Genomic DNA, 11,591 nt, shown 5'->3' with positions numbered 1-11,591 from the left:
ACCGCCCGGTTGTACCAGGAGCGGTCGAACAGCACCATTTCCCCGGCCGCCGGCAGCCAGTCGACATAGCGCTGGAAGTACCATTGCGTGCGTTCCCGATCATTGGGCTTGGGCAGGGCGGCGATGATATTGTAGCGCGGATTGAGATTTTCCAGGAACCGCTTGATGGTGCCGCCCTTGCCCGCAGCATCGCGCCCTTCGAAGACGATGATCGTGCGGGTGCCGGCCTTGGCCATATGCGCCTGATGCAGCACCAACTGTTTTTGCAGCTTATAAAACTGCGTGTCATACTCGTCGCCGTCGAGTTTCTCGTCATAAGGGTATGCGCCCGACCCGAAGGCAGCCTTCCTGATCGCCTTGGGCAGTTCGGGATTGTTGATGTCAAAGCCGTCGATGGGATCGGTCACGCTGTCTCTCCGCTGTCACATAGACCGTGCTATGAACCTCGCTCCCGCGCAAGAGGCGGGTTAACGCATTGATTCGACCACCAGATATGGATGATCTGAGGACAACTCACCTGAGGCGCACACCAGCCAGCGCCCTTGCGCGCCTGACCGGACAGGTGCCGCTGCTGCTCGGCCTGGCAGGCCTGATAGGCTGCTTTGTCCTCTTCGGTGGTCTGCGCCCCGATCTCGGTGTCATCGGCTATCTGGTGCTGGTTGGTTTCATGGCCATGCTGCCCCAGCCGGTCGTGACCGTGACGCGGACCGTGGAAATACCCGCCCCGACACCAGCCGCAGCAACGATCGACCAGGATATGTTGCCCGCCTTTGTCGAGGCGCTGGGTGATCCGGGACTCGTGCTCGACAGAAGCGGCGCGGTGCTGCATCGCAACGGGGCCGCCGCCCGGCAATATCCCAGCCTGCAACAGGGTCGCGTCATGACGCTGGTGATGCGCAACCCCGATCTGGTGGCCGCCATCGAAGGTTCGCAGCGAACCGGCGAGCCGCGCAGCTTCGAGCTGCACGAGACGGTGCCCTCCGAAACCTGGGATCGCGTCACAGTCGCGCCACTGCGCCGACCTGATCGCGACTGGTTCGCCGATGCGGACCGCCAGCTTCTGGTCACCTTCCAGAGCCTGACCGAACTCAAGCGCGTCGATGCTCTGCGCACCGACTTCATCGCCAATGCCAGCCACGAGATGCGCACTCCGCTCGCCTCGCTGATCGGCTTCATCGATACCCTGCTCGGACCCGCAGCCCGCGACGCCGCGGCGCGCGAGAAGTTCCTGGGGATCATGCGCACCCAGGCCGAGCGCATGAGCCGGCTGATCGACGATCTGCTCAGCCTGTCCCGCATTGAAATGCACCAGCATGTGCGCCCCACCGGCTCGGTGGACCTGACCGCCCTGCTGCGCGAAGTCCGGGAGGGCCTGCAGACCCAGGCCCGGGCCGCGGACGTCGAGGTTGTTCTGACCACGCCCGATGCGCCGGTCATGGTCACCGGCGACCGTGGTCAGCTCTATGAAGTCTTCGAGAACCTTGTCGACAATGCCATCAAATATGGCGCTGACGGCAAGAAGGTCGAAGTTGAACTCGCCCGTATCGACCGTGCCGGCCTCAAACACATGGTCAGTGTCATCGATCATGGTCCGGGCGTGGAGCCCGAGCACGTGCCGCGCATGACCGAGCGCTTCTACCGTATCGATGCCGAAGCGAGCCGCAAGAAGAAGGGCACGGGCCTGGGTCTGGCCATCGTCAAGCACATCATCCAGCGCCATCGCGGCCAGATGAGCATCAAGTCCAAGCCGGGCGAAGGCCTGCGGGTGGACGTGCTGCTGCCCTGAGGCACTTCAGTTGAAATGACTGCGGCCCTGTCCGCATGCTCAATGACGGATGGCAAACTTGTCCCCGTCCGCCGAGCCCATGCCATGGTTCTGTCTGGTGCGGGGCAAGGGACGCGGGCACAATGACAGAACCAGAAAACAAAAAAGGACGCCATGGGGCGCCCTTGATTGATCCGGCAGCTGAACGTTCAGCGCTTTTTCTTGTCGAGCTGGTGATAGGCCCGGCGCGAATGGAACTCGCAATAAGGGCCGGTCTCCAGGCTGTGCTGGCCGCAGAAATAGAAGTCCTTGGTCAGCGGGTCGCCGATCGGCCACTTGCAGGTATGCTCGTTGAGCTGCAGCAGGCTCAGGCGCTTGTCCTCGGGAATGAACAGTTCCGCTGCGGCCGGCGCGACGTAAAGCTCGGCGTCCATCTCAGGGCTGGCAGCCAGTGCAGTGGCGCCCATCACCTGTGGGCGGGACATGCTGACCCGCGGCTTGGCGCTCATCGAGGCGGTGCTGGACGAGGGGCTGGAAACGCGGCGCGGCGCGGCCGGGCGCGAGGCGGGGCGCGAACGCGGTGCGGTGTTCGTCGGCTTGGCGCGGGCGGAAAGCTTCAGGCGGTGCACCTTGCCGATCACGGCATTGCGGGTCACCCCTTCACCCAGCTCGGCGGCAATCTGGCTGGCGCTAAGCCCTTCCATCCAAAGCTTCTTCAAAAGTTCGACGCGCTCGTCAGTCCAGCCCATCGGTTGCGCTCCTGAAACCATCGACAAAACAGAATCCTTCATTGCGCTGCCAGAAAGGCACTGGCAGCCTTATCGACTCTACAGCTCGTATGTTGAGCGGGTCCGCCGCACGAGATATCGTGTCCCCAACGCCTCCGAGACTACGACATCGGCGGAATCGGGATCAAGAGTCGGGGCCGATTTTCCCCGTTTATTCATTGGTTAAAATTGCCCTAACGATCCTTGAGTCAAATCAGGCACTTGGCGGGTACCAGATTGACTTTGTGGGGTGATTACGCCTAATTCTCGGGCCCAGACGCGCGGCCGAGAGGGCGCGTTTTTGGTTTGTGTGGCAGCTTTGCCACGCTTCTCCCGACCCTGGCTTTCAACACAAGAGGAATGTTCGCCATGTCTGCGCTCTACGGCACCTATGCCCGGTCCGATCTCGCTTTCGAGCGGGGCGAGGGCATGCGCCTGTACGACCAGCATGGCCGAGAATTTCTCGATTTCCATTCCGGCATCGCCGTCAACGCCCTGGGCCATGGCGACCCGCATCTGGTTGCCGCGCTCAAGGCTGCGGCGGACAAGGTCTGGCACACATCCAATGTCTTCACCATTCCAGAGCAGGAACGGTTGGGGCAGCGCTTGGTCGAGAGCACCTTTGCCGACAAGGTCTTCTTCACCAATTCCGGGGCCGAGGCCCTCGAATGCGCCATCAAGACCGCCCGGCACTACTTCTTCGCCAAGGGCCAGCCGGACCGCTACGAAGTGATCGCCTTTACCGGCTCCTTCCATGGCCGGACCCTGGGCACGATCGCCGCTGGCGGCAACCCGAGCTACCTTGAGGGCTTTGGCCCGCCCATGCCGGGCTTCAAGCACACGGCGCCCGGCGATCTCGACGCGGTCAGAGCCCTTGTAGGCCCGCAAAGCTGCGCCATCCTGATCGAACCCGTTCAGGGTGAGGGCGGCGTCACGGCCATGAGCGCCGAGTTCCTCCAGGGCCTGCGCCAGATCTGCGACGAGAACGACATGCTGCTCATCTTTGATGAGGTGCAGTGTGGTTTCGGCCGCACGGGGCGCTTCTTTGCCTTTGAATGGGCAGGAATCGCGCCCGACATCGTCGCCGTGGCCAAGGCTATCGGCGGCGGATTTCCGCTCGGCGCCTGTCTCGCCACCGAGGCCGCGGCCGCCTCGATGGTGCCGGGTACCCATGGCTCCACCTATGGCGGCAATCCGCTGGGCTGCGCCATGGGCAATGCGGTGCTGGATCGCATCCAGGCGCCCGGCTTCCTCGATCACGTCGCGCAGATGGGCCAACGGCTCGCCTGGCACCTTCAGCAATTGGCGCAGAAATATCCGGACTACGTTCTCGAGCTGCGTGGCAAGGGCCTGCTCGCCGGCATCAAGATCGCGCCGCCGGTCCGGGACTTCGTGGCACGCCTGCGCGACGACCACCAGCTCCTGGCCATCGGCGCGGGAGACAATGTGCTTCGGCTGCTACCGCCGCTCATTGTCTCCGAGGCCGATATCGAGGATGCCATGAGCCGGATTGGCGCGGCGTTTGACGCGATCGAGGCCGAAACAGCGGCAACGGCGGCGGCCGGTTCATGAGCCTGTTGGTCTTCTATCATTTCGGACGGCGCCGAGGCGGCTGCTAGCCACTCTCCCGGCGGGCTGCTGGCCCGCCGAGGACCGCCTTTCGCCTCATTCCAATCCAAGCGTCATCAAAGGACCCCGGCCCATGAACTCGACCGGCACTCCCAGGCATTTTCTTTCTATCGACGATTTCACCTATGCCGAACTGCGCGGCATGCTGAACCAGGCTGTCGCGCTCAAGGCCCGGTTGAAGGATGGCGACCGGCCCCAGCTCCTCAAGGACAAGGTGCTGGCCATGATCTTCGAGCGCCAGTCCACGCGCACCCGCGTCAGTTTCGACGTGGGCATGCGCCAGTTGGGCGGCCAGACCCTGATGTTGTCCGGCCAGGAAATGCAGTTGAGCCGCGAGGAGACTCTGGCCGACACGGCACAGGTCATGAGCCGGTATGTCGACGCCATCATGATCCGCATCCTCAGCCATGCCGACCTGCTCGAACTGGCCGAGGCGGCGACGGTGCCGGTCATCAATGGCCTGACCCGCCGCGCCCATCCCTGCCAGATCATGGCTGACCTCATGACCTTCGAGGAGCATCGCGGCGATATCCGCGGCGCCAAGGTGGCCTGGGTCGGCGACAGCAACAATGTGCTGCACTCCTGGGTTAATGCGGCGGAATTGTTCGACTGTGAATTGACCATCGCAGTGCCGGACGAATACAGCCCCGAAAAGGACCTGATGCAGGACATCAAGCGGGCGGGCAGGAATGTCAGGCTCATTGAGGATCCGCGCGAGGCCGTCGAGAGCGCTGACCTGGTCATCACCGACACCTGGGTGTCCATGGGTGACACGGATGCCGCCGAGCGCCGCCGGGTCTTGAAACCCTATCAGGTCAACACCAATCTAATGGCCTTGGCGAATAAGGATGCCTTGTTCATGCACTGCCTGCCCGCCCATCGCGGCGACGAGGTGACCGACGAGGTGATCGACGGGCCTCAATCAGTGGTGTTCGACGAGGCCGAAAATCGCCTGCATGCCCAGAAAGCAGTATTGTGCTGGGCCTTCGGGGTCGAAACCAACTAGGCGTTTCTCGCCTGTCGTTGCTCAACCACCAAATCGATACCCCCGCGCAAGCGGGGGTCTGCGTTATGCGAGACGGGCCGCTTATGCGGTCCCTCTTGTGATGGTGGCCGGGTAGCGCGTTCCGCCCGCAAGGCGTAGCCTTGAGAAAGACGAACTCATCATGACTACGGAAGTGACCATGACCGAAAGCCTGCTCTCCAGCATGGGCCTTGATCGTCCCGAGACCGGCGACGATGCCGTGGTGCCATTCACCCTCGACAAGCTGGACACTCGCGGCCGCGTTGTGCGCTTGGGCTCCGCACTGGACACCATCCTCAGCCGCCATGACTATCCGCTCCCCGTGGCTCGTCTGTTGGGCGAGGCCGTTGTGCTGTCCGCCCTGATTGGGTCCTCGCTCAAGTTCGAAGGCCGTTTCATCCTGCAGACCCAGACCGACGGGCCGGTCAATCTGATCGTGGTCGATTTCGACGCCCCCGACGGCATGCGCGGCTATGCCCGGTTTGATCAGGAGGCACTGGTCAAGGCAGCCGAAGCCGGCAAGACCTCTGCCGCCGACCTGCTCGGCCGGGGTCATCTGGCCATGACGATCGATCAGGGGCCCCATACCGAGCGCTATCAGGGCATTGTGGCGCTGGACGGCAATTCGCTTGAACAGGTAGCGCACACCTATTTCATGCAGTCCGAACAGATCCCGACCCAGGTCCGTTTGGCCGTGGCCCAGATGTCGACCAAGGGTGATCACCGTGCCCGCTGGCGTGCGGGTGGGATGTTGATCCAGCATCTGCCGCCCAATGGTCAATCAGCCATGGCGGACCTGCCGGGCGATGGTGACTTCGACAACCCGGACATGGTCGATCCCGATTTTGTCGAAGCCGATGGCTGGGCCGAAGCCAAGGCGCTGTTGGGTACGGTGGGCGATCTCGAATTGTCCGATCCCGACATTTCGCCCGAGCGCCTTCTGTTCCGCTTGTATCACGAAACCGGCGTCCGCGTGTTCCCGCCGCAGGACCTGGAGGAACGCTGCACCTGCTCGGCAGACCGCATAGAAGACATGCTGGCCAATAGTTTCTCGCCCGAAGAGCGGCAGGACATGGCGGTTGACGGCGAGATCGAAGTTGTCTGCGAATTCTGTTCGACTGCTTATCGTTTCAATCCGCACCACTTTCAGGATGAAAGTTAACACAGTCTGAAGCTGACGTTTTCTGCAACGTCAGCTTCATTCTCCTTGCCTTATTAGAAGAACACAGTCAAAATTCTTGCATTCGAGCGGCGAAGGGGGAAATGCCGGATGAATGCCGATCTGATGTCGACGATCGAGGATATCCAGCACCAGACCACGACGAACGGCATCATGGACATCATGTATCGCTCCATACGAAGCTATGGGTTCGATCGGTTCATCGTGTCCGGATTGCCCGATCCGGGCGTGGATGTGCGTCCCTTCGTCCTGCTCTCGGGTTGGGACGACGAATGGTATGAGCGTTATACCGGCCTCGGCTACGTCCATATCGACCCGGTTGCGCGGCACTGCTTCTCCACCACCTTGCCATTCGAATGGTCTGACGCCCCTTATGACCGGGAGAACGACGTCGCCGCGCGGCGGGTCATGGATGAGGCGCGTGAGTTCGACATGGACGAAGGGTTTTGCGTGCCGGTGCATATGGAAGGCGGGATGCAGGGCGTGGTCTCTCTCGTCGGTAGAACTGAGCACCTGGATGAGAAGCGCCGCCTCGAACTTCACATGCTCTCCCTCTATGCCCATGGCCGGCTGCGCTACCTCAATGGACCGGCTGGACGCCCAATGGGCCGTCGTGTGATCACCCCGCGTGAAGCCGAAATCCTCAAATGGGCAGCCTCCGGCAAGACCGCTGCCGAGATCGCCGAGATCACCGGGCTGACGCCCCGCACCATAAATCAGCACTGCGAAAATGCGCAGAAGCGTATGGGCACCAGCAATCGGCTGCACACCGTGGTCGAAGCCATCCGACACAAGCTGATTACGCTCTAGTGCGTTCCCGGCGATAGCAATCGCATAATCCAGCGGGACGAGCTTCTCCTTGCCAGCTCGCTGCGTCGAGCTCGATCAAGCGGCCGATCATGGTCGACGCCTCCATGGGCCGGTCCAGGCGGAGTGCGTCGTAATTTTTTGCATCACATTGTGATTTCTACCAATTTCATTTCGCGGGCTGCTCGTGACTAATTCCCTAAATCGAGGCCGGTAGCTTCGGGGGGCAGACCGATGAAATTGCACATCGTCCGCAGTCCAGCGGACCGGGATAGTCACGACCTGCTGGAGCAGAACTTTCGACTCCGGCATCGTGTTTTTGTTGAAATGGCCGGATGGGAGGCGCTGCGCCGGCCCGATGGTCGTGATGTCGACGCGTTCGACAATGGCGACGCTACACATCTTCTGATTTCCGATTCCGGCATCGTGGTGGGCGGTTCCCGCCTGACACCGCTGGATCGGCCGAACTTGCTGCAGACTGTCTTTAACGGGTTAGTGCAAGGAGAACTCCCCGCCCACCCTTCACTTGGGGCCGATTGGACGCGCTTTTATGTGCATCCCGATCGACGTGAAGGCCGGCGGCGCGCTCCCGAGTCTGCAGCCCTTTTCTGCGCGGTGATGGAATACGCTCTTTTGCAGGGCTACGGCTTCCTCACCTTTGTTTCGTCCCTATCCATGCTGGAGCACGGCACCGCGGTGGGGTGGCGCATCACCCCGCTCGGGGCGCCGGCCATGAGCGATGGCAAGCCCATCATCGCTGCCTGGATCGAGGTTTCCGAACAGGCTCTGCACAATGTGCGGCGGACCACCGGGATGAGCAGACCGCTCGTCCCGGTTTTTTCTTCAGCCGATCCTCTGTGGTCCGACGGGCCTCTTCTGGCCTAGCTAGGCGCAAGACATGGCCCAGGCCCTGGCACTCATGCAGGCCGTGATCGGTCACCAGCTGACCAGCACGTCGGCCGGAGCGCTGCTTGATCAGGCCCTCGAGGCCGAGGTGGATCCGCTGCACTGGTGCGCCGTGCATCTGAACCTCCCCGAGGCGGAAATCATGGCCCGCGCCGCTGCGTGGGTGGGGATAGCCTTTCTGGAAGCAGTGCCAAACTGCGATGCCCCGGCTCTCGACCCGGGCCGGCTCGAGGCGCTGGGCGAAATCCGGCTGTACCGGCTGCGCCTGGAGGATCGGGATGTGGCGTTCGTAGCACCAAACTTTTTCGGCTTGCTGAGGCTGGCCAGACTCTGCGCCGCGCGGCCGGATCTGGCCCGCAGCATATGCATTGTTCCGGAAACCGCGCTGCGCGACTTTCTGGCCGCGCAGGCCTCTGCCGCACTGATCGACAATGCGCGCCAGAACATGACGCGGCTTTGGCCCCGAGCAGCGGCGCAACTCGAACTGATCGGTCCTGTGCGCATCGTTTTCGCTGCGCTGATCGGCGTTGTTACACTCATTCTCCTGTCCGCTCCCCTGACTGGATACGACACGCTGGCACCCTTCTGGTTCGCCCTGATCATGCTGCCATCGGTCCTGCGCCTGACTGCCCTGTTGACGCCGTTGCCGCCCGAACCGGTGGCGTCAGACGGCGGCGACGACATCGACTTGCCCGTCTATTCGATCCTTGTGCCCTTGCGTGATGAGGCCAATATGGTGCCGCAACTATGCCGGGCGCTGGACCAGCTCGATTATCCGCGCCACAAGCTCGACATCACCTTTGTGGTGGAGAGCACCTCGCCATCGACGATAGAGGCGCTACGCCCTTATTGCCGGGCGCCGCATTTTTCGCTCCGAATCGTCCCCGACGCGCTGCCGCGCACCAAGCCAAAGGCGCTCGACTTTGCATTGCCCTTCTGCCGGGGAGAATTTATCGTTGTCTATGATGCCGAAGACCGCCCCGAACCAGACCAGCTACGGCGGATCGCCGACCAGTTTCGGCAGCGGCCCGACTTGCATTGCATCCAGGCAAGACTGGTGATCGACAATGGCCGGAGCGGCTGGTTGCCGGCGCTGTTCGCGGGCGAGTATGCCGGGCTGTTTTCGGTGCTGCTGCCCGCTCTGTCCCGATGGGGCATCGTTATGCCGCTGGGCGGCACCTCCAACCATTTTCGTACCCGGTCTTTGCGCGAGCTGGGGGGGTGGGATGCGTTCAACGTTACCGAAGATGCGGATTTGGGTGTACGATTGGCGCGTCGTCAAATGCGTTGTGCGACCAGTCCCTCGCGCACGTATGAGGCCGCGCCGACCCGCCTGCTGCCCTGGATGGGGCAGCGCACGCGTTGGATGAAGGGGTGGTTCCAGACCTATGCCGTGCATAACCGCCACGCCAATGAATTGCTGGCCGATTTGGGTTGGCGGGAGTTCATTGGTCTGCAGCTTGTGCTCCTGGGCATGCTGATGCCGCCGCTGCTGCATGCAGGTTTTCTGATCACGCTGCCCATTCTGTTTCTGACCGGGCAATTGACTGCACCCGAGCTCCAGCCTTGGCCTGTCGCCTGCTTTGCAGTCCTTGTAATGGGCAGCACAATTGCCATTCTGATCAATCTGGTGGGATTGGCCCGGACCGGTCAGCGCGACCTGATCTGGCGGCAGGTCGCCGTGCCGCTCTATTGGGCCCTGATCTCGGCTGCAACCTTGCTAGCCCTGCGCGAGTTCACCTTGCGACCATTCCACTGGTTCAAGAGTCCCCACCACATTAGTCCCCGACCGTCCTCGCCATCTGTCCGGCCGGAGCGCGCACCGGCCGCGACTGTGGCGCCGGTTCATCCCCCCGGAAACAGTGTCCAGCGTCTCGGGCGAAAGCCGATCACCGACCGCTCCGTTGCCGGATGACCGAGGGGAAGATCGACCTCCACGCGTTGCCTGGTCTGGATCAGCTCCAAACCGAGGCGTCGTGTGCCGCCCATTCTCCGGCTGATCACGACAGCCCCGCCAAGCGCGGTCGCTTCTTCTTCCACCACATCAATATCGTGCGGCCGGAAATAGAGTAGTCCCGGGCCCGAAAGTTCAGGGGCCTCTATCCCCAGTGTCTGGTCGCCCAGCAGCACTGACCCGTTGCAAACCGTTACGGACAGCTGGTTCGACTCACCGATGAACCCGAACACAAATGGAGATGCCGGACGCTCATAGACCTCGTCCGGTGTCCCCACCTGCTCGATTCTGCCTTGGCGCATGACGCAGAGACGGTCAGCCAGCTCAAGCGCTTCCTCCTGGTCATGTGTTACAAAGATCGTTGTATGTCCGGTCCGCTCATGAACCTCACGCAACCATTTGCGCAATTCCCGGCGCACCTGCGCATCGAGCGCGCCAAAGGGTTCATCGAGCAACAGCACGCGGGGTTCGATGGCCAGGGCCCGTGCGAGTGCCACCCGCTGCCTTTGTCCGCCTGACAACTGCTTGGGGAAGCGCGACTCCAGGCCCGTAAGCTGCACCAAATCGAGCAGTTCCATTGCCCGACGACGGATTTCACCTGCAGCGGGTCGAATGGCGCGAGGACGCACCTTGAGGCCAAACGATACGTTTTCCAGAATGGTCATATGCCTGAACAGCGCATAGTGCTGGAACACGAAGCCAATATTGCGCTCCTGCACGCTTCTGGCTGACGCATCCTCCTCACCGAACAGAATGCGTCCGCTTGTGGGCCGCTCCAACCCGGCGATCAGACGCAGAAGGGTGGTTTTGCCAGAGCCGGACGGCCCCAGCAGGGCGATAAGTTCGCCCGCAGAGATGTCCAGTGATACGTCATGGAGGGCCGAAAACCGGTCAAATACCTTGCGGACATTGTCTAGGCGCACGTTCATAATGTTTCCCGTTGCCCGCTAGGAGCAGTCTTCCAGACAGAAGGCCTCAAAGGATTTGAGAGCATCGACTGGGCTTTTTCGCACAAGCCGTGATCGGCGCCAATTTTCTCTCGTGACCGCACTCGGCTTGTCCTTGTCGTATGGCAGGCCGAACGCTGGCCGTCAGTCGATCATGTGCCGAGGGAACCCTATAGGCAGGGTCAACAGCAGCTCCATGCGATCATTGGAGACACGCTCGCAAACGCGCAAGACCCTTGAAAAACCGTGCGTCTGCGCCCAGTTATGCACATGGACGCTATGGGCGTGGAAAGAAATGTCATCTTTCTTTCATGAGGGGTGTTGACGCGGAAATGACCCTCCCATATAACGCCCCTCGTTGACGACGCGAGGGCTTCGGCGCTCCCACTGATCGACACTTCTGACAAGGGCAGGGTTGCTGCCGGTTCGCCGGACAGGAAATCGTGTTCCCTGGTGGAATTCTCAGAGAGTGCAACTCTCGCCGACGCTTTCGTCCTCGCGGACATTGGGTCAGTTCTCTGACATTGTGAAGAATAGAAGAAAGAGAAACGTGGACGGCGATGTTCTTGCGAACGGAAGCCTGGAGCGATCCTGGTGGAAGTTAAGAAGACT

9 protein-coding genes and 1 pseudogene are annotated in these 11,591 nt (G+C 61.8%); 7 read left to right on the top strand and 3 right to left on the bottom strand.

What is annotated here, in order from left to right; all coding sequences use genetic code 11:
* Nucleotides 1-407 (bottom strand): annotated as a pseudogene (locus QZ564_RS17880) (polyphosphate kinase 2); the annotation flags it as partial.
* An 86-nt stretch (nt 408-493) separates the two neighbouring features.
* Between QZ564_RS17880 and QZ564_RS17875 the strand changes: the two are divergent.
* On the top strand, nt 494-1,786 hold the full coding sequence (locus QZ564_RS17875) for an ATP-binding protein (RefSeq protein WP_297113015.1): 1,293 nt from the start codon (nt 494-496) through the stop codon (nt 1,784-1,786).
* A gap of 188 nt (nt 1,787-1,974) precedes the next feature.
* On the opposite strand, the gene QZ564_RS17870 is transcribed toward QZ564_RS17875, so the two are convergent.
* Entirely contained in the window at nt 1,975-2,514 is a 540-nt protein-coding gene (locus QZ564_RS17870) for a GcrA family cell cycle regulator (RefSeq protein ID WP_297113013.1), read from the bottom strand.
* 378 nt (nt 2,515-2,892) lie between these two features.
* On the opposite strand from QZ564_RS17870, the gene QZ564_RS17865 reads away from it, so the two are divergent.
* The 6 genes from QZ564_RS17865 (at nt 2,893) to QZ564_RS17840 (ending at nt 9,993) form a co-directional block, all read left to right on the top strand.
* Entirely contained in the window at nt 2,893-4,104 is a 1,212-nt protein-coding gene (locus QZ564_RS17865; RefSeq protein ID WP_297113010.1) for an aspartate aminotransferase family protein, read from the top strand.
* 130 nt (nt 4,105-4,234) lie between these two features.
* A complete protein-coding gene (gene argF, locus QZ564_RS17860) occupies nt 4,235-5,167 on the top strand; it encodes an ornithine carbamoyltransferase (RefSeq protein ID WP_297113007.1) in 933 nt (310 codons plus the stop codon).
* 178 nt (nt 5,168-5,345) lie between these two features.
* Nucleotides 5,346-6,347: an Hsp33 family molecular chaperone gene (locus QZ564_RS17855; RefSeq protein WP_297113018.1), complete on the top strand. Its 1,002-nt coding sequence runs from the start codon at nt 5,346-5,348 to the stop codon at nt 6,345-6,347.
* A gap of 108 nt (nt 6,348-6,455) precedes the next feature.
* On the top strand, nt 6,456-7,175 hold the full coding sequence (locus QZ564_RS17850; protein WP_297113004.1) for a LuxR family transcriptional regulator: 720 nt from the start codon (nt 6,456-6,458) through the stop codon (nt 7,173-7,175).
* Nucleotides 7,176-7,406: 231 nt separating this feature from the next.
* The gene (locus QZ564_RS17845; RefSeq protein ID WP_297113001.1) at nt 7,407-8,057 is read left to right on the top strand and encodes an acyl-homoserine-lactone synthase; all 651 of its coding nucleotides are present in this window, start codon (nt 7,407-7,409) and stop codon (nt 8,055-8,057) included.
* Nucleotides 8,058-8,070: 13 nt separating this feature from the next.
* On the top strand, nt 8,071-9,993 hold the full coding sequence (locus tag QZ564_RS17840) for a glycosyltransferase family 2 protein (RefSeq protein ID WP_297112998.1): 1,923 nt from the start codon (nt 8,071-8,073) through the stop codon (nt 9,991-9,993).
* Here the strand turns inward: QZ564_RS17840 and QZ564_RS17835 are convergent.
* Nucleotides 9,924-10,961: a sulfate/molybdate ABC transporter ATP-binding protein gene (locus QZ564_RS17835; RefSeq protein ID WP_297112995.1), complete on the bottom strand. Its 1,038-nt coding sequence runs from the start codon at nt 10,959-10,961 to the stop codon at nt 9,924-9,926. The two genes, QZ564_RS17840 and QZ564_RS17835, sit on opposite strands and share 70 nt — an antisense overlap.
* Between the last annotated feature and the right edge of the window lie 630 nt (nt 10,962-11,591).

Source organism: uncultured Devosia sp., from assembly GCF_913055165.1.
Lineage (GTDB): Bacteria > Pseudomonadota > Alphaproteobacteria > Rhizobiales > Devosiaceae > Devosia.
This window is presented reverse-complemented; position numbering and strand designations above follow the sequence as displayed.

Bases quoted from the DNA above. Each gene is read 5' to 3' on its own strand.
- QZ564_RS17850 (WP_297113004.1), top strand. From the start codon at position 6,456: ATGAATGCCGATCTGATGTCGACGATCGAGGATATCCAGCACCAGACC.
- QZ564_RS17865 (WP_297113010.1), top strand. From the start codon at position 2,893: ATGTTCGCCATGTCTGCGCTCTACGGCACCTATGCCCGGTCCGATCTC.
- QZ564_RS17845 (WP_297113001.1), top strand. From the start codon at position 7,407: ATGAAATTGCACATCGTCCGCAGTCCAGCGGACCGGGATAGTCACGAC.
- argF (WP_297113007.1), top strand. From the start codon at position 4,235: ATGAACTCGACCGGCACTCCCAGGCATTTTCTTTCTATCGACGATTTC.
- QZ564_RS17840 (WP_297112998.1), top strand. From the start codon at position 8,071: ATGGCCCAGGCCCTGGCACTCATGCAGGCCGTGATCGGTCACCAGCTG.
- QZ564_RS17870 (WP_297113013.1), bottom strand. From the start codon at position 2,514: ATGGGCTGGACTGACGAGCGCGTCGAACTTTTGAAGAAGCTTTGGATG.
- QZ564_RS17875 (WP_297113015.1), top strand. From the start codon at position 494: ATGGATGATCTGAGGACAACTCACCTGAGGCGCACACCAGCCAGCGCC.
- QZ564_RS17855 (WP_297113018.1), top strand. From the start codon at position 5,346: ATGACCGAAAGCCTGCTCTCCAGCATGGGCCTTGATCGTCCCGAGACC.
- QZ564_RS17835 (WP_297112995.1), bottom strand. From the start codon at position 10,961: ATGAACGTGCGCCTAGACAATGTCCGCAAGGTATTTGACCGGTTTTCG.